This is a genomic window from Rhodococcus rhodochrous (assembly GCF_014854695.1).
Taxonomy (GTDB): Bacteria; Actinomycetota; Actinomycetes; order Mycobacteriales; family Mycobacteriaceae; genus Rhodococcus.
The window spans coordinates 2,104,848-2,120,516 of record NZ_CP027557.1; the positions used below are offsets into that span (position 1 = coordinate 2,104,848).

Here is a 15,669-nt window from a genome sequence, read left to right on the forward strand (position 1 = left end):
GCCCGCGATCTAGAAGAAGACGGTCTCGTTGTAGGTCCCGGTCAAGTATTCGTCGATTAGGCGCTTACAGCTCTCATACGAGATCCCGAACGCTGCGTAGTACCCGGCAGCATTGAGACGCTTGATCATCTCCGCCTGGTCCCGGATGTGCTGGTCGGCCACGAGTGAGCCGTCGCGCTTGCGGATGCGCGTACCTGCTTTCTTCACCTCGATGAACAGCCCCATGTAGTCCCCGAAGTCAGGATGCGACCGCGCACAGATCTGCAGGTCGGGCCACCCGGGATCGCCGTTCAATGACTTGTACAGGCTCCGCGAGTAGCGACTGGTGTTATTGACGCCCGACGTGTCGAAGTGGAAAACGACGCTCTGGTGGTTGATGCGAAGGTGCTGCGCGATGAGCCGGTAGATGTCGTTCTCTTCGTTACTGCGCATCACCGTCCTCCCTGGGAGTGTTTTCCTAGGCGGTTGCCCTTCTGTTGATTGCAGAGCAGATGCGCGGGCTGCAGGTTACTTAAATCATTCGACCCACCCCATGACTTAGGGAAGATGTGATCGACAGTGATTGTGCCTTTGCCACCCTTGCATATACGATTGGAGCCCTTAGCTTTGGCAGGCACAGGTTCTCCGCATATACCGCAGTTGATTACCGCTCCATCCTGAATCATCATGATCCATCGACGCCGAAGGAATGAGAGGCTACTCATCACCATCCTCCGGGCCACGCCGTATACCGAGCTTTCTACCGATACGTGCGACTTGGTGATAGGGATCTACGCTGTTCGGCAGGCGGTTGCAGAGGTGGAGTGCCGTCACGGCGAGTACGCCCTCGATGATCCGACGCTTCACAGGATGCTCTAGGTGATGGTCTAATCCCTCACTCAAAGTGTGTCCTGGTGGGCAAGCGATCTCGTACGCTGCCACAACGCCTAGCCCGACAAGCCATGCCCGTTCAGCTATCTTGCGCCGCTCCGGTAGAGGAAGGTGCTCACCCATTCCCTTCCTCGCTGCGTCCTCGCTCTACGATCGCCTCGGCACCCTGTACGTATCCCTTGAGATAGGCGTACACCTGGTCGGTTGCGAGACCTTCGTCATCAAAGGCATCCGCTGATGGGCGGCGGGTGTCGTACGCCGTGAAGTTCGTGAGAAGGCCTTCAAGCCAGGCGACGGGGACTTCGACATAATGACTCCCTCGCCAGTACTGGCGTTCTCGTGATCTGTTCATTTCGAGAACAAGGATGGACAAGATAATCGTAGGCACGCCATCAAAGGGATTACCTGCGGCAACTTGGACGCCAGCCCATCCAAGGCCGAAGCATCCGATCAGTAGCGGTGTGAATGTGCGGACGAACTTCATACCGCGTTGCCCTCAAACACCCTCAGCCGGCTTGTCACGTCGATCTTCTTCGCCCGAGACTTCTCTGCCATATCCCAATCAACGAGCACTGCCTCACACTCACTCGCCAGCTCGATCAACTCCTGCGCCCTACGCAGGGCATACGCGCCGATCTCGCGGACCATCTGGGGATCTTGTAGCTCCAGGAAGTCACGCTCATGTCCGATGACCAGTTGGTCCTCGGTGTCCACATACTCCGGGAGGGGAGTAGGGAGGTCGTGGGTCTTATACGTTGCTAGTTTTTCATTCATCTTCACCTCCTTCTGGTTTATAGATCTCGACCTTCGGCCTATAAAGGTCCCCGCTGTACTTCCACGCGAGTCCGCCCAAGCGGGTGCGTCGAGTGAGTTCGTACTCTTCGTCGTCAGTACTGAAGTCCGCACTCCGTTCCATACGGCGGATGATCTGTGCGTTCGACATACCCGCGAACTTCTCGGCGACCGCCTGCTCTAGCGGGGTCATCTCGGGTTGGGTGGCAGGGAAGTGCTCACTCATGAGTTCTTCTCCGAGAGGGTTTTACTAAGTTCCGCAGCGCAAAAGACAGCGAAAATGAGGAAGAGTAGTGATTTGGCGTAGTCACCTTCTGTAGCGCTAAAAAGCACCGTGCACGCATTAGCTACCAGTCCTACAAGCAAGAATCCGATCCACAGCTTTCTACGCATCTCCGGCCTCCTGCTCTCCACGTAAGTACGCCTCTTCATCCAGGTGCGCGATGGTGGACGTCTGCTGATCCTCTTGCCAGCTCTTGTACGCGGTGGTCAGGTTCTCGAAGTCTTCAAGCAATCCCCGCTCACTGTGGTACTCCATGACCACGATGTCAGCAGTGTCGAGTTCGCACAGGAGCCAGTGCCCGATCAGTTCGGTGGGGTCAGTGAGGCCGGCAGCCTCGATCTCACGCTCGAACGCGCCTACAACCTCAGCTAATTCGTCGGCGCTTGTGCTGATGCGCCAGAACTGGCCCACGTGGCTTTCAGTCTCGCCGCCGCTTTGATTTGCCCAGCCGTTGAGGGCCATGTCGTGAAGCACGTGATCTCGGGAGTTCTTGTAGTGGAAGTGTTCTGCGTTTTGGGTGGGGTCTCGTTCTTTCATTGGGTTTCTCCTTGATTTAATCGATTTCATTTTTGGCGCCACACTTGTCACAGTTGAATATTGACGCGTGGAGATTGCCAAGCCCGATCCATACCCAAAAGTCTTCTTTGCATGACCAGCAGTTCAGGACGAACTCGACATCACCGTTACGTTCATGTTCCCGCCTTTTTGATAGTTCATCTGGGTTATAGGTTCTGAGTCGGTTTGAATAGCTCACGCCGCCTCCTCCACCTGGCTCAAGATCTCCGGCGCCAGCTGCTCCATGTAGGTGATGGCATCTTCACGGGTGATGAGCCGTTCATCGGAGGCCGCCATGGCGTCTTCGAACGCGAGGTAGATGGCGAGCTGTGCCACCTCACGCTCCGTGAAAGGGCGAGTGTTCTCAAGCTCGTTCGTACAAGGTTGGTTTCGTAGGCTCTCAGGACCGTTGTAAGCCATGATGGTTCTCCGTATTTAGTTGTATTGGTTCGGGTTTGATACGTCCGGCGCTGCCGTCCACATACAAGTGACGGTGTAGGACGCTCACACTTGCATGCCATTCGAGACAGCAGGGGGCCGTACGAAGTTGGTGTGGTGGTTTTTCGACGGCAGCACGGGGCGTATCAAGGAGCGGAGCACATGACCGATGTTGTGGAGGGGTCATGTGCCCAGTTCTGGCTAGGTGAGATGGGTTGCGTTCCCCCAACCCATCGAAGACCAAAGGAGGGACTACCTAGCCAGAACTGGAACTTCGACACCCCTCGCATAGGTGTCGAAGCCGGGAGTAGCCGGCAACCGGGCTGACGTGCAGTTCAACAAACATAGACGCACGCCGGCCCAGGAGCAGGCTACTGATGTTGTGTGGAGGTGTGGGCCACCGCATCCCACAAGTCACGCTCGATTGAAAACAAGCAGGATGATATCGGTGGCTCTGCTATCGACCTGGCCTGTCAGAAAGATTGGCTCGAAAGCCGCACAATGCCGCAGGTCACCCTTTTGGCTGCCCTTCGATAGCGTGTATTGAGCGTATGGTGCCGGTAGCCACGCGTGTTGGTCAATCCGTGTATCTGGTCGCAGAATCGACAGGGAAGCTATCCCTTTGCCACGCTTCCTCAACGGGTATGCCTGTCACTACCAGCACTACTACGCTCAATACGGTGGTGACACGTCAGCCGTATGCCTAGTAGTACAAACGTTCAAAACACTACCGGCACCCTTGTCTGTTACGTTCGACGGATTAACGGTTTCGTGCGCCCATCACCGTTGACGAGATAAGCCGCTGGGAGGACTGGTCGGTCGAAACCTTAGAGACCTCTCATGTCTAGAACTACGCGCTTCTCTCGCCACACTTCCACACAACGTACTTGAACCCTCCTAGTGAGCCGGCAGTGAACCTGGCCGTCAAGAAAGATTGGCTTACTCACCGAATAGGAGTTAGTTAGTATTTAGCAAGCCGCACTCTGCGCTGTCGTCACCTAAGCGCCGCCCTTCCACTGCTAGCCCAGTAGGAGGATTCAAGGTATCGAATTTTTAATGTGCAGTGGGACTGCCAGTGGTTGCAACGGGGTTCTCCCGCTCGGTCTGTGCGTGCAACCACCTTCTCTATTATCCCTCACTCCGCCGTATCTGTGCGTTCCATCTGGCTCTGTAGAAGCCCTCGGACCATGATCACCGGTACAGCGATGAGTAGAACGATGCGTGTCAGTAGAAATATCATCGCCTCGATAAAGACGACTCCGTGGCTACTGTGCCAAGTCCCCGAGCATGTCGGAGAAGTTTCATGAGGACCGGCTGCTGAGCCACCTTCGCCACGATCTTCTTCTGCTGCCGGATGCGGAAGCGGCGGATCATTGCGGCTACGGTGCTCTCGTCTGTTTGCTCGAACCGGAGCGGGAATTTTGAAAGTTCGCTATCTGGGTGTGTGTTCATATGTGCGTTGCGTTTAGCCCCCTATGTTTTCGTTGTTTATGTGTTTTCAAGTATGCGCTTATTGGTAACGATTTGCAATAGTTTTGTAGTGCAAAGTTTTGCACATGTGGATAAGTGCTGGGGAAAACTATGTGGCGTCAAATGTATGGAAGATGTACACGGTGCCATCCGGTAGCGGATGCACGATGATCACGCCGGCTTCTTCCCATCGCCGCGCGGTCTCTTCGTAGCTCAGGGCGTCTGGATTCTGCCGGACATCACCGAACTGTCCCGTCGAACCGAAGGTGTACTCCATGTACGCAGCGGGGGAGTTGAATCGCCCTGCGAAGCGCTTGTCCATCTCGTACACGTACTGCTTGTCTTCACTGAAGTACTCGCAGTACGCCCCGTACTCGGTGTGCCCCCAGCTCCAGTCGAGCGGCGTACACCCGATGCTATGGGGCTCGATTGGTTTGCTTCCGCAATAGCCACATGGCTTGTCGAGGGAGGATTCCATACCTCAGTAAACGCAGACAACCCCTGCCGGAGCAAGGGTTTCGTCCGGTGCGGGGTTACGTCCAGTGGACCGCGCAGAAGAGATAGTAGCCGAGGCTGACGATCAGAATCAGTCCGATCGCCAGCCAGGCCAGCACCTTCACGATGTCCACGATGGCGTCGGCTGCCCGCTGTACGGGGGTGCGGCGTGGAAGCTTCATGCGCCGTCCCCTGTGCTGGCAAGACGCTCAAGTTCGCGAGGGGATAGACCACCCCAGATGCCGAAGTCCGGGAGCGTCTTCACGGCGTAGTCGCGGCAGTCCTGCATGATCACGCAGCTTTGGCAGATCCGGCGGGCCATCTTGGCGGCTGCTGACTCGTAGCGCTGCGGGTGCCAGTACTCGTCCGCGGTTTCAGGGTCCACCTGCCGACAACTCGCTTCTTCGAAGTTCGGGTGGTCCGCGATGGAGGGGATGTTTTCGGGGCTCATGTTCAGTTGTTCTCCTTATTCAGTTCTTTCTCGTCGTCTTCGTGACCCTCATAGATGTAGAACCATCGAGTGCCTTCGGCGTGCACGCTCCTGATCCGATGACCTTCCTTCTTCAGGTCCAAGATGCGGGCGGGGTAGCGCCAGGCCACCTTGCGCAATTCGAAGTTGCTGACCTTGCCCTTCGCCTTCAGGAGCCTGAGGATGCGGGCGGTATGGGAGAGGGGAGTGCTCATGGCTGGCCCCTACCGACGAGTGCGGCGTCCGATGGCCTTAAAGGTGACGAGCAGGATGACGAAGACGACGACACCCAGAGCAGCCGAGATCCAGAGCGGCGAGAGCACCCACCACCAGGACCAGTCGATGACGCCTACGAGCTTGAGGACCACAAAGACGATGGTCAGAATGCCGACGATGCCGATGCCACCTGATGAATTCGATTCTTGGTTCATATTCAATTGTTCTCCGATTAAGTTGTATGTCTCGCTGACTCGCCACACCGTCCGGGTGTAAAGCAATAGGTTAATTATTGAACCGGGCGGCTGGGGGAGTCAGCGATGCGTTGGATGTGCCAGCCGAGCCTGTGGAAAACTCTGCCTGCCTTGCCAGCAACCCGCCGTACTTGACGGCGTTTGCTTGATGATGGTGTAGCTATGAAAACACGCTTACTACGCAACATTTCGCGGCTGCTTGGCAAGTGGCGAACGAAGCGAGAATGTGGTGTCGCTATGTTTCTACGTGCTGACCTCTGTTAGGTCCGACAATCATGGGTCGCACAAGCTACCTTCGGCGAGGCACACTATCGCGAACCATTATAATGTTGCTTATATATGCCTCGCCGTCACTACGATCTCGATGAAGTCCTCGCACTTGCCGAATCCGGCAAGGTTGCTGCTGAGATCATCGAAGAGCTTGGTCTGACCGTGGGTGAGCGTGCGATCCAGAAGGCGGTGAATAAGTATCTTGGTCCGCTTCCGAAACGCGCGCCCGCTTTGGCCGGTGACCGTCTCCGCCGTCGCGTCGTCGCATGGATGGTCGAGAGTGGTCTCGACGAGCACTACTGTGCAGCCTGCAACCAATGGTCGGCGTATCCATGCTCGATCCGCGAACTGCGCCAAGACGACGATCTGGGCAGCTTGGTCTTTGTCTGTCGGCACTGTGTCCGACCGGGTGATGTCTAGGTTCTACTCTTCATCCGGAATCGGGTCCGGCATCTCCACCCCACGGAAGATCAGCGCGTCCGTCAGGGTGATGTTGATTTCGTCCAGCATCATGTGCAGGCACACGACCGTCTCCGATAGCTCCGCCAGAGCCTCGTCGGACATCTGGTCCATCGGGGGAACTGCATCCCAGGCCTCAAGGAAGGACTGCTGCAGCTTCTCTGCGGACTGGTCCGTGCGATGGGGGAGTTCGTGAGGGGCTTCCATGGCTCAGGTGCTCGCTTCCCGCTGGTACTTCTTAATGAGCGAATTCAACTGTGCGACCTCCATTTGAGACAACCCCCCCCCGTTTTGCACCCTTGCGGGGGATCGCCACGCCGGCCTTCTTCAAGGTGTGGAGGCGTTGCTGTAGCGCTGCCTTGGTGATCCCCAGGTTCTTGGCCGCGTCATCGAGTGAGTCACTGTGTAGGTACGTCATAAGGGTTTCGCGGTGGTCGACGGTTTTCATGCCGCCTCCTTTTTCGCCGGACCGCGGCGACTCTTGCGACCTCCCTTGGCTCCCGCGATCCGCGCTAACTCTGGGTCCGCGGCGAATCCCCGTGGTGCGCGGCCATTGTTGCGCCATGATTCCTGTGCCTTCAGGGCAATCTTCCGATAGAAGTCGGGGTCTTTGGCCTTGTTCACCGCAGCGGCCTTCAGACCACCGGTGAGAACCCTGATGCCATTCTCGTCGATGTAATCAACTCCGCGTATACCCGGCATCTACCAGAACCTCCAGAACGGCTTGCGTTCCTTACGCGCTTGGTCGATCACCTGCTGGACTGAGATCTGCTCAACCTCTTTAAGGGCGCGATCTGCCTTCGCCTCGATGCGATCCTGCCGTGTTTCGAAGTTCAATGTCAGTAGCTCGACAGCCGCCTGTACTTCGGCTCGGAGCTCTTCGCGAGTAAGCGGGGCTGAGGGGATAAGCGGTGATGGGGTGACCGGCACTCCCTTGATGGCCGGGGCATTCGCAACCCCCTGCTTAGCGGCCGGCTTACGCACCGCCTTCTTCGTCTCGAGAGTTACCGCTTTAGTGCGTGTCTTCTGCTGCTCGACCTTCAGGGCCTTGCGCCGTGTGTATTCTGCCCAGGTCCTCGCCTGGCGAATGGTGCGGATCGTGGATGGCTTGAGGCCGTGCTTCTCCGCGACTCCTTCGACGCCCTTGGGGTCTTTCTTGAGTGCACGGATGACTGCGGTGAACTTTGCTTCTGTGAGGGGCTGGCTATTTTTCGCCGGCATGGTGTGGATCTCCTGCGGCCTCTCTCGCCGCGTTAATGATTACGTGATCGTCGAGGAGTGCCAGGAGCACACCTTCGGGATCGTTGAGGGACTCGCAACTAATGCAGAGTCCGTTTTGGTTGGTAGGTGCAAGCTCTAGGCAAGTCTTGCAGGTGGAGCGGACGGTGAGGGTGATGGTGCTACTCATTGCAGGCTTCCTGCTCTAGGAGCTTGCTGAGTACCTTTATCTTCGCCTTCTCGTCCTCGGTGAGCGGAAGTGGATTGTCGATCTGACCTTCTACTTCCATCTCGTCTTCGCGGTGCGCGCCGATGGTTTCGTAGTCGCGCATTAGGCGGTCTCCTCAGCCGGCGCGATGTCAGGGTCGAACCAGTCGGCCGGGAGCTTCTCTTTACCGCTCAGGATGTCATCCAGCTTCTCCGCCAGTTTGAACTGTTCCTCTTCGTTGCAGTTCTTTAAGAAGGGCTTGCCTGTGACGTTGCGGATGAGCTCACGGACGCGCTTGGGCGGTATCGGGAGCTTCTCTAGCTGAACGCGAAGGTGTTCGATAGGATCGATCTCTTTAGTAGGGGTCTTGATTGGCACTACTTGGTCACGATCACCCGTGAAGACTGGAGTAGCCTCCGCCGTGTCTTTGATCCGCTTCGCCTTCTCAGACACGATCTTATGAAGATTTGCGATTGCGACGGTGGCTTGGTCTTCCGTACGCAGTGACGCGACACGTGCTTCCATCTGGTCTTTTGGGAACTTCAGGTCAATACAGAGCTGTCGGATCTCCGAAAGTTGCTCAGGTGTTGGCTTCGTTTGTCGGTTGGACGCCTTATTGCCATCGTCGTCGTCATCGCCGACGAGTCCGAGTATGGCCATGATCCCATAGCGGCGGGCGTACGTCATAGACGATCCCTGCCCTTGAGAATCTTTCCGACTCATTAGAAGCTCTTGCTCCCCCTGTATCGATGAGCCGGACTCATGCATCAGGATCGTGATGAGAAACGTCCTGTCATCCCGTGTGAGCGGCCATTGGCTGATGCCGAGCTTGTGCTCGCTGAGGAGTCTCAGGGCTTCGCGCATGACCTCTGATAGCGGTACATAGGTGTTCTTAAAGTGAGCGTTCTCGGCGGACTTCTCCAGAGGTGAGACCTTCGCTTGAATCGCGACGATGGCCTTGGCGATCTCTGGCGGGATTACCGCTACCTCGCCTGGACGGAGCAGAACGTTGTGCCCGTCCGATGATCGTGGCCGCCATATCACCTCGCTAGCATTCTTCACCGGCGCGGCTTCTCGCTCCTGCTCTTGTTTGCTATCTGCCATCCAGCTCCTTTCTGCCGGCTACTGCTCCGGCTTCTTGTTGTTCTCTTCTTCTAGCTGCTGCTTCGCGACTTTGTAGAGTCGGGAGACGTTCTTGTCGTTATCGCCGAGCATCTCTACGAACTTGCCGAACCCAAGGGGGCGACCGTTCTCTTCGCTTAGCTCTGTCATGCGGAGCTCGAAAGCTCGCTTCTTGAACGCGGGCAACCTTGCTGTAAAGGTTTCGCGATTCGAGTGATAAGTCACGCTTCCGTAGACGCGTTTGGTTGTTTGCTTTGCCATGAATGTTGCCTCTCTTTGATTGCTACGTCCCCCTTGCTGTGTTCTCTTTCCTGAATGAACTCCGAGCGATATGGCTGAGCGGTGTATCTGTCCGGCGCTATGTGTGCCGCGCTGCTCTAAGCCCTTCGCTTCTGCCGCTTATTATGAGCTAATGGTTTAATAATTGCAATAGGTTTGTAGTGCGAAATTAGGTAAATGCTCGATGCCTGTGGAAAAGTCGGGAGTTCAGAATGTAGTAAAGTAGTTCCAAGATGCATGGCCGTGTTGAAACACCACCTGAACCCGCCCGTATCGCGCCGGATGACCACACACTGATCACCCCTCTGACCAGGGCGGACATGGGCGCGGCGGCGCAAGCTAAGTACCTGTACTTTGGGTACATGGAACTTCTGCACCGGGACGCCGAGGTGATGCGGCACGTTGCTCGCTTTGGTGCCCTCACCACGGCACAGATACGAGCCCTTCTCTTCCACGATAAGAAGTCCGAAACTTCCTGCACCCGGAGCCTGCGCCGGCTTCGTGAAGCGGGAATACTGGCAAGCGTGTCCGTACGCCTTCCGAGCAATAGTCGGGGCGGGTCGCCTATGGGCTGCTATCAGATAGGCCGGGCAGCGTGGAAGTCGTTCTATACCCGTCCGTATAAGGTCATGGGCAACCCCTTGAAGCTGCACCACACCCTGGCAGTGGCTGATGCGTATATCGCGCTCAAGCAGGCAGAACGAGCGGGGGCGTTTAAAATCTCCCACTACCGCACTGAACCCGACACGTGGCTGGACATTGCCGGGGTGGAGCTGCGCCCGGATCTATACGTGGACCTAATAGACGAGAATGCAGAAGCTCCGATGCGCCGGCTGTACTGGCTCGAAGTGGACCAGCACAGCGAAGGCCGTGACGACATCGCGAAGAAGGTGGAAGCGTACAAGCACGCCTACCTTCACGGCGGCATGAAAAGCTTCCCGCAAGTCGTGTTCGTGGGTAAAGACGACGACACGGTGGCGGACTTGCGGCGATGGATACGCCCGCTCACGCGCGACGTAGAGACCTACGGCGACCTGTTTGTCGTAGCGTCGCAGGCGAACTTTATGGACCAGCTCATGCGGTAGTTTTCCACAGCTAATGATGTGCATATTGCAATGCAAATGTATTGCACTTTACCCCTGTTATTGAGATAATAGGTGTAGAGCTTAGGACGCTCACACAATAACTAAATACAGGGGACCATATGAAAGCAAATTCATTAGTAAGCAAGATCCAGAAAATGGGCGGCACTGCGTCGTTGATCAGTGAAAAGCGCACCGACTACGACGGTCGGCCATGGACCAAGCACGAGGTAGTCGGCGAGCTCAACGGCTTTGATATCCATATGGATGACCTTGAGTCAGATTATTTCACCGTGCGACACGAATCAAAGCGCGATCATTTCGACCCAGGCAGCGACTACAACCCGGGCGGGTTCCGCTTCTGCTACCGGTTGCGCGATCTTGAGCAGTTCGCGCAGGGAGTCGCCGCGTAATGTTTGGCGGCGACTTCTACCCAACTCCTGAAGCGCTAATAGATAAGATGCTGGCCAAGGTGGACCCGCAGACCGTAGAGACGGTACTAGAGCCCTCTGCAGGCCGCGGCGACATTATCGAGCGCATTGAAGCATGCCGAAGTACCGGTGGCAGGTGGCGAAGCGTCAAGAAAATCGACGCTGTAGAGATCGACCCAGAACTGGCCGCAGTCCTGGCGGGTAAGGGTCATAAGCCTATCGCGGGTGACTTCCTCAGCTTCCGAAGCTTCCGGCGCTATGACTTGATCGTCATGAACCCGCCATTCTCGGAGGGAGCCAAGCACCTACTCAAGGCGCTCGAACTGCAGAAGCACGGCGGGCAAGTGGTGAGCCTCTTGAATGCCGAGACTTTGAAGAACCCGCATACCAATGAACGGCGCGACCTCGTGGCGAAGCTTGAGGAGCTGGGCGCTTCGATCGAATACGTACAAGATGCCTTCGCTACTGCGGCGCGCACTACGAGCGTAGAGACGGCGCTCATACACGTAGACATCCCGCGCATACCGAAAAGCGACATCCTGGAGAATCTGAAGCGCGCTCAGGCAATCGAGACGAGTGAAGAGGGGAGCCCCCGCGAGGTAGTCGAAGGGGAGTACATCACGGGAGCCGTCCGCCGCTATGAGATCGAAGCCCGCGCCGGCCTTGCGCTTATCCGGGAGTACCAGGCACTGGCGCCGATATTGAGCCGCAGCTTCATGGACGACAAGAGCCCGATCTTGAAGCTCGAAGTAAGCGGGGAGCATGGAGACCTACAAAACAACTTCGTGGAGCACCTACGCATGAAGTACTGGCGCGAGTTGTTCCAGTCCAACCAGTTCGCGGGAGCGTTCACCGAGAAGACGCGCGAGCGTTACCGGGAGCAGATCGACGGCCTACGGCACTACGAGTTCACCGTGGGCAACATCAAACAGATGCAGACAGACATATCTGCCTCCATGCTCGACACTCTCGACGAGGCGATAGTAGGGCTGTTCGACGAGTTCAGCGCGCAGTATTGGGACGAGGCAAGCAAGAACATTCATTACTACAACGGATGGAAGACCAACAAGGCGTACGTCATCAACAAGAAGGTGATCACCCGGCTCAACGCATGGGGCTACTACACCGCCCATCCCTTCGACCCGCTCAGCTGGGATGTGAGGAACAAGCTTGCGGATGTCGTACGCGTGTTCGCCTATCTCGACGGCAAACTGACTAGCGACATGACCCAGCTAGAGGACGCGCTACGCGCTGCGCGGGAGAGCCAACAGACGAAGGGCGTCGATCTTGGCTATGTGACGGTCGACTTCTTCAAGAAGGGCACCGTGCACATCACCTTCAAGCGTCCGGACCTGTTGAAGAAGTTCAACCTCATCGGCTCCCAGCGCAAGGGATGGCTTCCACCGAACTACGGCGCGAAGTCATACGAGGCCATGGACCGGGAAGAACGTGCCGTAGTGGACAGCTTCGAGGGGCGGGATAGTTACGCCGATACAGTCGAGCGCCACGAGTTCTACATAAGGCGGGCGCAACTACAGATCGGAGCAGGGGCGGCATGATCCGCCCCACCCGCTATGGCCCCACTGACACCCGCACCGGCGAAATCCTCGACCTCACCCCACTAAAGAACCCACCGCGTAAGCCCGCGAGAGCCCGCGTACACCGCCCGAGACGCAGGAACGACCGACTCACCGACTCCGGGTGGTTCGTGGCCCTGCTGGCGCTCCTGGTGGCGAGTATCGCGATAACCCAGTAGCCCGGAACGAAAAAGAAGACGCCCGCGACTGACGGGCGTCTTTTCGTAGGTGTTTGTTTGGTCTCAAGTAGTGTGGAGTCCTGAGAGCTGAAAGATGTTTTAGTTATGCGAGGAAGGTGCGCAAGGGTCTTCATGAGGTCCTTGTGTCCTTAAAATAGCATAGTTCCGGGACTACAAGCCCGGTGTTTTTCGCTTCATGGGGTATAACTGGAAGATCTTCTTCTGCTTCCTGCGCGTCTGCTTGTATCCACCGAACTCTGCGGCACGAGCTGCCGGAGTAGTAGGAGTGGGAGTTTGGTCTATCTCGATGCGCCGGCCGAAGAGGAGGGTTAAGTCGTGGTCTTGTGTTTGTTTGATGCCCTCTGCCATATGCGGGTATTATGGCATGTTTCGGGGGATTGGGGAATAGTCAAGCGAAACGGCTACAAATAGGCTGTGAAAATATCGTGGTTTGTGTTTAAATGGGGGCAACCGGTTCTCTAACCTAGACAGCTAGAGATCCGGGGGTATAAGGAATCAAAAACAGCCGCTTTATGCGACTGCAGTGTTTGTGTTGGAGTTGTTCTCTAACCTAGACACTCTTAGTTTAACATTTTTGATTACCTATGCAAAGGTACTTTTACGATTATTGTTCGCAGTCAATAGATCAAAACTGCATGGCCCTGTCGTAGGCTCCCAGACTTGCCGCGCTGTCCCACCCTGACAACGGCGACTCTAACGAGCCTACGACGTTGGCACGTACCGCTCCTACCAGGGGATCGGAGCAAAGGATACGTCCAGAGGTGGATATGTATCGGGTTCGGGTGGACGTGCATCGTAGGAGGGAATCAGTGCCCGTATCCCCGGATTTAGAGGGATAGAGGGGCGTAATGGTTAAAGAAGAAGGAGGTGACATGACATCGAAGACAGAAGAGACAAACACGGTCGAGCTGGGTTCCCGTCAGTGCGCCGAAGTAGCTAAGTACATGTACGAACAGTGGCAGGAAGCAATGAAGCCGCCGCTGTACATCTACCAGGACTTCCCGACATGGCTGGACAACTTGATTGATGCAGGCGCGCAGGAGGATGCATCATGACTTACACCTGGGAAGAAGCCGCCCAGAAGCTCGATGACCTACAGCCATTTATCCAGTACTGCATCGACACCGATGAGGCGGAATGGCAGGTCGACACCGTTCGCAGCTCAGGCAACACGAAGAACTGCCTGTTCGGACATCTGATCAACTGGGCATATGGCAAGGACTACGAGGGCAGCGTGTCGGCAATCTGGGACATGTTCGAAGAGATCTGGGGAACGACCTACCTCGTGTACGAGATCAACGATGGCCGACATCCTGCATACCCTCAGGAGACGCCACGGCAGCGCTGCATCGCGTACTTGAAGGATCTGTGGCTCGGTCGGATTGAAGACACTCAAACCGGATGGGCGAAGGAAGCCGAACGGCATGGGGTTGCCTCATGAGCAACTTCGAACGAAACATCCCTCAGCACGTCCAGGAAGTCCGCGAAGCCATAGCCGCCAAGCACCGGGAAATTGACCATCTCGATTGGGGCCATGAGTGTGACTGTGAGTACTGCGATCGTGATGGCGAGTACGGCGACCCTGAAGCAGAGACGAAAGCCGAGGCGCTCAAGGAAGAGATCCGGTCACTGAAGACACTGGAACGTCGGTTGATCGCGCATGGGGAGCGGTACGGCGTAAAGGTGGACGCTAAATCGTGATCACCCGCCCCACCTTCATCGCCCTCATCGAAGCTGTTCAGCGCCAGGCCGTTCAGGACGAAGTGACCGGAGGCCACATCAACGCCCTCATGCCGAACTCCACGGACGGCGTCTTCATCACACCTCTTCGCGAGGAACTTCTGGACCTACTCGAAGCGGAACTCGGCAGTCAGAGCGACTGGATCTCCTGGTGGTTATGGGATGCCCCCGAGGCCGGCAAGGACCTCGAGTCTTGTGTGATCCACCATGAAGACGGCAGACGCACGGTGATCCGAGATGCGGGTGACCTGTATGACTTCATACGGATCGGGCGGACCATGCCGAGTATGGAGGAAGCGGCGTGACGCGGGAACGAGATAGCCTCACTCACCTTGTCCCGCAGAAAGGTCTTCGGCTTCCTGGTCGCTTAGTGCAGGGACTTTTGCGATGTTCTTGCGCGCACTAATGAGCATCGCCGTCCTCGCGCTGAATATCCGAGACACGATTGTCTTGGCTTCCTCGATCTGATTGGTGTCATACTGCTCTGTCGCCTCAAGGCTCACCTGAAGAATTGTCATCGTGTGCTTGAGATCGCCGCACGCATCCTGAAGCTCGCTGAGGTGGGCGCGTGTCTCTCGGTCGGTCACAAGTAGATTCGGCTCGATAAACGTGTTGCTCATCTCCCCATAGATCTCTCTCCATCGCCTAAAGATCCGTCCAGCCTCAATGTGCGTACTGTGATCGCGCGAGTGGCCGGCGGTGAGCGGATAGTGCTTGACGAGGTCCCCTGCCGCGTCGACGTAAAGTGTTGAGGTAGACCAAACGGGGGTAATAGACATGAGCTGCTGATGACGCCGCTGTGCGTCTAGCTCATCTATGAGACGCTTCTCGGCAGCTTCGAGTTCGTTCTTATGGCGCGCTTCGGCTTTGGCTGCTTCAGCGTCGGCGCGCTGCTCCGCCTTCCTCGCTTGAGCGTTGGCTTGAGCAGCGAGCCATACCGAAGCGATAGCAAGGGCGGTCGCACCGAACGCGCTTGCCCACGCGCCGGCAGCAGCGCCATCGCTACCGTCCCCCGCCCACCAGTTGAATAGGGAGAGACCCGCCCACCCTGCAAGGACTAAGAGCACGAATACGACAAGTGGGCTAACCCGCAGCACCCACCGTGCCTGCCACCACTTCGGCTTCGGTGGCAACAAGGCGGCATCCGCCTCAGCGTCGCTCTTCTTCCGAAGGTCGGGGTCCTTGTCCGCGTTCTCGTGCGCCACCCGGCGATCTAACCAGATCAGTCGCGGGACAGCCTT

Annotated in this window: 28 protein-coding genes; 8 read left to right on the forward strand and 20 right to left on the reverse strand. The window is 56.7% G+C overall.

Annotation, left to right across the window (positions count from 1 at the left end):
- Positions 1–9 precede the first annotated feature (9 nt).
- The 13 genes from C6Y44_RS09750 to C6Y44_RS09810 form a co-directional block, all read right to left on the reverse strand.
- On the reverse strand, positions 10–432 hold the full coding sequence (locus tag C6Y44_RS09750) for a PDDEXK family nuclease (protein ID WP_192378758.1): 423 nt from the start codon (positions 430–432) through the stop codon (positions 10–12).
- Positions 432–710 (reverse strand): HNH endonuclease, encoded by a 279-nt coding sequence (locus C6Y44_RS28450; RefSeq protein ID WP_404817797.1) that lies wholly within the window; start codon positions 708–710, stop codon positions 432–434. Before C6Y44_RS28450 ends, C6Y44_RS09750 begins: the two co-directional genes overlap by 1 nt.
- A complete protein-coding gene (locus C6Y44_RS28515; RefSeq protein WP_455431351.1) occupies positions 697–993 on the reverse strand; it encodes a DUF7427 family protein in 297 nt (98 codons plus the stop codon). Before C6Y44_RS28515 ends, C6Y44_RS28450 begins: the two co-directional genes overlap by 14 nt.
- On the reverse strand, positions 986–1,354 hold the full coding sequence (locus C6Y44_RS09760) for a hypothetical protein (protein ID WP_192378760.1): 369 nt from the start codon (positions 1,352–1,354) through the stop codon (positions 986–988). The genes C6Y44_RS28515 and C6Y44_RS09760 overlap by 8 nt, the downstream gene beginning before the upstream one ends.
- The gene (locus C6Y44_RS09765) at positions 1,351–1,644 is read right to left on the reverse strand and encodes a hypothetical protein (RefSeq protein ID WP_192378761.1); all 294 of its coding nucleotides are present in this window, start codon (positions 1,642–1,644) and stop codon (positions 1,351–1,353) included. The genes C6Y44_RS09760 and C6Y44_RS09765 overlap by 4 nt, the downstream gene beginning before the upstream one ends.
- Positions 1,637–1,888, reverse strand: a complete 252-nt coding sequence (locus tag C6Y44_RS09770) for a hypothetical protein (RefSeq protein WP_192378762.1) — start codon at positions 1,886–1,888, stop codon at positions 1,637–1,639. Before C6Y44_RS09770 ends, C6Y44_RS09765 begins: the two co-directional genes overlap by 8 nt.
- Before the next feature lie 159 nt (positions 1,889–2,047).
- Complete coding sequence (locus C6Y44_RS09775; protein ID WP_192378763.1) at positions 2,048–2,482, reverse strand: hypothetical protein; 435 nt, start codon at positions 2,480–2,482, stop codon at positions 2,048–2,050.
- Between the two features lie 213 nt (positions 2,483–2,695).
- Positions 2,696–2,836 (reverse strand): hypothetical protein, encoded by a 141-nt coding sequence (locus tag C6Y44_RS09780; protein ID WP_192378764.1) that lies wholly within the window; start codon positions 2,834–2,836, stop codon positions 2,696–2,698.
- A 1,681-nt stretch (positions 2,837–4,517) separates the two neighbouring features.
- Positions 4,518–4,886 carry a hypothetical protein gene (locus C6Y44_RS09790; RefSeq protein WP_192378766.1) on the reverse strand — a complete coding sequence of 123 codons (369 nt, stop codon included), beginning with the start codon at positions 4,884–4,886 and terminating at the stop codon, positions 4,518–4,520.
- 55 nt (positions 4,887–4,941) lie between these two features.
- Positions 4,942–5,085 carry a hypothetical protein gene (locus C6Y44_RS09795; RefSeq protein ID WP_192378767.1) on the reverse strand — a complete coding sequence of 48 codons (144 nt, stop codon included), beginning with the start codon at positions 5,083–5,085 and terminating at the stop codon, positions 4,942–4,944.
- On the reverse strand, positions 5,082–5,354 hold the full coding sequence (locus C6Y44_RS09800; protein WP_192378768.1) for a WhiB family transcriptional regulator: 273 nt from the start codon (positions 5,352–5,354) through the stop codon (positions 5,082–5,084). The genes C6Y44_RS09795 and C6Y44_RS09800 overlap by 4 nt, the downstream gene beginning before the upstream one ends.
- 2 nt (positions 5,355–5,356) lie before the next feature.
- A complete protein-coding gene (locus tag C6Y44_RS09805) occupies positions 5,357–5,587 on the reverse strand; it encodes a helix-turn-helix domain-containing protein (protein WP_192378769.1) in 231 nt (76 codons plus the stop codon).
- A gap of 9 nt (positions 5,588–5,596) precedes the next feature.
- Positions 5,597–5,803: a hypothetical protein gene (locus tag C6Y44_RS09810; protein WP_192378770.1), complete on the reverse strand. Its 207-nt coding sequence runs from the start codon at positions 5,801–5,803 to the stop codon at positions 5,597–5,599.
- A gap of 378 nt (positions 5,804–6,181) precedes the next feature.
- Between C6Y44_RS09810 and C6Y44_RS09815 the strand changes: the two genes are divergently transcribed.
- Positions 6,182–6,532, forward strand: a complete 351-nt coding sequence (locus C6Y44_RS09815; RefSeq protein WP_192378771.1) for a hypothetical protein — start codon at positions 6,182–6,184, stop codon at positions 6,530–6,532.
- A 3-nt stretch (positions 6,533–6,535) separates the two neighbouring features.
- Here C6Y44_RS09815 and C6Y44_RS09820 read toward each other — a convergent pair whose 3' ends face one another.
- From C6Y44_RS09820 to C6Y44_RS09845, 6 genes are all read right to left on the reverse strand, one after another.
- Complete coding sequence (locus C6Y44_RS09820) at positions 6,536–6,685, reverse strand: hypothetical protein (protein ID WP_192378772.1); 150 nt, start codon at positions 6,683–6,685, stop codon at positions 6,536–6,538.
- A gap of 330 nt (positions 6,686–7,015) precedes the next feature.
- Positions 7,016–7,273: a con-10 family general stress protein gene (locus tag C6Y44_RS09825; protein WP_192378773.1), complete on the reverse strand. Its 258-nt coding sequence runs from the start codon at positions 7,271–7,273 to the stop codon at positions 7,016–7,018.
- Positions 7,274–7,792 (reverse strand): hypothetical protein, encoded by a 519-nt coding sequence (locus C6Y44_RS09830; protein ID WP_192378774.1) that lies wholly within the window; start codon positions 7,790–7,792, stop codon positions 7,274–7,276.
- Between the two features lie 179 nt (positions 7,793–7,971).
- Complete coding sequence (locus C6Y44_RS09835) at positions 7,972–8,121, reverse strand: hypothetical protein (protein WP_192378775.1); 150 nt, start codon at positions 8,119–8,121, stop codon at positions 7,972–7,974.
- Positions 8,121–9,101, reverse strand: a complete 981-nt coding sequence (locus C6Y44_RS09840) for an ERF family protein (RefSeq protein WP_192378776.1) — start codon at positions 9,099–9,101, stop codon at positions 8,121–8,123. The genes C6Y44_RS09835 and C6Y44_RS09840 overlap by 1 nt, the downstream gene beginning before the upstream one ends.
- An 18-nt stretch (positions 9,102–9,119) precedes the next feature.
- Complete coding sequence (locus C6Y44_RS09845) at positions 9,120–9,380, reverse strand: hypothetical protein (RefSeq protein ID WP_192378777.1); 261 nt, start codon at positions 9,378–9,380, stop codon at positions 9,120–9,122.
- A 380-nt stretch (positions 9,381–9,760) separates the two neighbouring features.
- On the opposite strand from C6Y44_RS09845, the gene C6Y44_RS09850 reads away from it, so the two are divergent.
- From C6Y44_RS09850 to C6Y44_RS09880, 7 genes are all read left to right on the forward strand, one after another.
- On the forward strand, positions 9,761–10,483 hold the full coding sequence (locus C6Y44_RS09850) for a replication-relaxation family protein (RefSeq protein WP_192378778.1): 723 nt from the start codon (positions 9,761–9,763) through the stop codon (positions 10,481–10,483).
- A gap of 119 nt (positions 10,484–10,602) precedes the next feature.
- Positions 10,603–10,893 (forward strand): hypothetical protein, encoded by a 291-nt coding sequence (locus C6Y44_RS09855; protein WP_192378779.1) that lies wholly within the window; start codon positions 10,603–10,605, stop codon positions 10,891–10,893.
- Positions 10,893–12,470 (forward strand): DUF4942 domain-containing protein, encoded by a 1,578-nt coding sequence (locus C6Y44_RS09860; RefSeq protein WP_192378780.1) that lies wholly within the window; start codon positions 10,893–10,895, stop codon positions 12,468–12,470. The genes C6Y44_RS09855 and C6Y44_RS09860 overlap by 1 nt, the downstream gene beginning before the upstream one ends.
- A gap of 1,090 nt (positions 12,471–13,560) precedes the next feature.
- The gene (locus C6Y44_RS09865) at positions 13,561–13,743 is read left to right on the forward strand and encodes a hypothetical protein (protein WP_192378781.1); all 183 of its coding nucleotides are present in this window, start codon (positions 13,561–13,563) and stop codon (positions 13,741–13,743) included.
- Entirely contained in the window at positions 13,740–14,129 is a 390-nt protein-coding gene (locus C6Y44_RS09870; RefSeq protein WP_192378782.1) for a hypothetical protein, read from the forward strand. The genes C6Y44_RS09865 and C6Y44_RS09870 overlap by 4 nt, the downstream gene beginning before the upstream one ends.
- Positions 14,126–14,389, forward strand: coding sequence for a hypothetical protein (locus C6Y44_RS09875; RefSeq protein WP_192378783.1), 264 nt, complete (start codon positions 14,126–14,128; stop codon positions 14,387–14,389). The genes C6Y44_RS09870 and C6Y44_RS09875 overlap by 4 nt, the downstream gene beginning before the upstream one ends.
- Positions 14,386–14,733 (forward strand): hypothetical protein, encoded by a 348-nt coding sequence (locus C6Y44_RS09880; RefSeq protein ID WP_192378784.1) that lies wholly within the window; start codon positions 14,386–14,388, stop codon positions 14,731–14,733. Before C6Y44_RS09875 ends, C6Y44_RS09880 begins: the two co-directional genes overlap by 4 nt.
- Positions 14,734–14,751: 18 nt before the next feature.
- Here the strand turns inward: C6Y44_RS09880 and C6Y44_RS09885 are convergent, their stop codons facing one another.
- Entirely contained in the window at positions 14,752–15,633 is an 882-nt protein-coding gene (locus C6Y44_RS09885) for a hypothetical protein (protein WP_192378785.1), read from the reverse strand.
- Between the last annotated feature and the right edge of the window lie 36 nt (positions 15,634–15,669).

What these genes read in the sequence shown, in the direction of transcription:
- C6Y44_RS09860 (WP_192378780.1), top strand. Translation starts at nt 10,893, where the DNA reads ATGTTTGGCGGCGACTTCTACCCAACTCCTGAAGCGCTAATAGATAAG.
- C6Y44_RS09845 (WP_192378777.1), bottom strand. Translation starts at nt 9,380, where the DNA reads ATGGCAAAGCAAACAACCAAACGCGTCTACGGAAGCGTGACTTATCAC.
- C6Y44_RS28450 (WP_404817797.1), bottom strand. Translation starts at nt 710, where the DNA reads ATGGTGATGAGTAGCCTCTCATTCCTTCGGCGTCGATGGATCATGATG.
- C6Y44_RS09795 (WP_192378767.1), bottom strand. Translation starts at nt 5,085, where the DNA reads ATGAAGCTTCCACGCCGCACCCCCGTACAGCGGGCAGCCGACGCCATC.
- C6Y44_RS09750 (WP_192378758.1), bottom strand. Translation starts at nt 432, where the DNA reads ATGCGCAGTAACGAAGAGAACGACATCTACCGGCTCATCGCGCAGCAC.
- C6Y44_RS09865 (WP_192378781.1), top strand. Translation starts at nt 13,561, where the DNA reads ATGACATCGAAGACAGAAGAGACAAACACGGTCGAGCTGGGTTCCCGT.
- C6Y44_RS09835 (WP_192378775.1), bottom strand. Translation starts at nt 8,121, where the DNA reads ATGCGCGACTACGAAACCATCGGCGCGCACCGCGAAGACGAGATGGAA.
- C6Y44_RS28515 (WP_455431351.1), bottom strand. Translation starts at nt 993, where the DNA reads ATGGGTGAGCACCTTCCTCTACCGGAGCGGCGCAAGATAGCTGAACGG.
- C6Y44_RS09820 (WP_192378772.1), bottom strand. Translation starts at nt 6,685, where the DNA reads ATGGACCAGATGTCCGACGAGGCTCTGGCGGAGCTATCGGAGACGGTC.
- C6Y44_RS09855 (WP_192378779.1), top strand. Translation starts at nt 10,603, where the DNA reads ATGAAAGCAAATTCATTAGTAAGCAAGATCCAGAAAATGGGCGGCACT.
- C6Y44_RS09870 (WP_192378782.1), top strand. Translation starts at nt 13,740, where the DNA reads ATGACTTACACCTGGGAAGAAGCCGCCCAGAAGCTCGATGACCTACAG.
- C6Y44_RS09775 (WP_192378763.1), bottom strand. Translation starts at nt 2,482, where the DNA reads ATGAAAGAACGAGACCCCACCCAAAACGCAGAACACTTCCACTACAAG.
- C6Y44_RS09790 (WP_192378766.1), bottom strand. Translation starts at nt 4,886, where the DNA reads ATGGAATCCTCCCTCGACAAGCCATGTGGCTATTGCGGAAGCAAACCA.
- C6Y44_RS09825 (WP_192378773.1), bottom strand. Translation starts at nt 7,273, where the DNA reads ATGCCGGGTATACGCGGAGTTGATTACATCGACGAGAATGGCATCAGG.
- C6Y44_RS09875 (WP_192378783.1), top strand. Translation starts at nt 14,126, where the DNA reads ATGAGCAACTTCGAACGAAACATCCCTCAGCACGTCCAGGAAGTCCGC.
- C6Y44_RS09800 (WP_192378768.1), bottom strand. Translation starts at nt 5,354, where the DNA reads ATGAGCCCCGAAAACATCCCCTCCATCGCGGACCACCCGAACTTCGAA.
- C6Y44_RS09850 (WP_192378778.1), top strand. Translation starts at nt 9,761, where the DNA reads ATGGAACTTCTGCACCGGGACGCCGAGGTGATGCGGCACGTTGCTCGC.
- C6Y44_RS09765 (WP_192378761.1), bottom strand. Translation starts at nt 1,644, where the DNA reads ATGAATGAAAAACTAGCAACGTATAAGACCCACGACCTCCCTACTCCC.
- C6Y44_RS09810 (WP_192378770.1), bottom strand. Translation starts at nt 5,803, where the DNA reads ATGAACCAAGAATCGAATTCATCAGGTGGCATCGGCATCGTCGGCATT.
- C6Y44_RS09830 (WP_192378774.1), bottom strand. Translation starts at nt 7,792, where the DNA reads ATGCCGGCGAAAAATAGCCAGCCCCTCACAGAAGCAAAGTTCACCGCA.
- C6Y44_RS09815 (WP_192378771.1), top strand. Translation starts at nt 6,182, where the DNA reads ATGCCTCGCCGTCACTACGATCTCGATGAAGTCCTCGCACTTGCCGAA.
- C6Y44_RS09770 (WP_192378762.1), bottom strand. Translation starts at nt 1,888, where the DNA reads ATGAGTGAGCACTTCCCTGCCACCCAACCCGAGATGACCCCGCTAGAG.
- C6Y44_RS09805 (WP_192378769.1), bottom strand. Translation starts at nt 5,587, where the DNA reads ATGAGCACTCCCCTCTCCCATACCGCCCGCATCCTCAGGCTCCTGAAG.
- C6Y44_RS09840 (WP_192378776.1), bottom strand. Translation starts at nt 9,101, where the DNA reads ATGGCAGATAGCAAACAAGAGCAGGAGCGAGAAGCCGCGCCGGTGAAG.
- C6Y44_RS09760 (WP_192378760.1), bottom strand. Translation starts at nt 1,354, where the DNA reads ATGAAGTTCGTCCGCACATTCACACCGCTACTGATCGGATGCTTCGGC.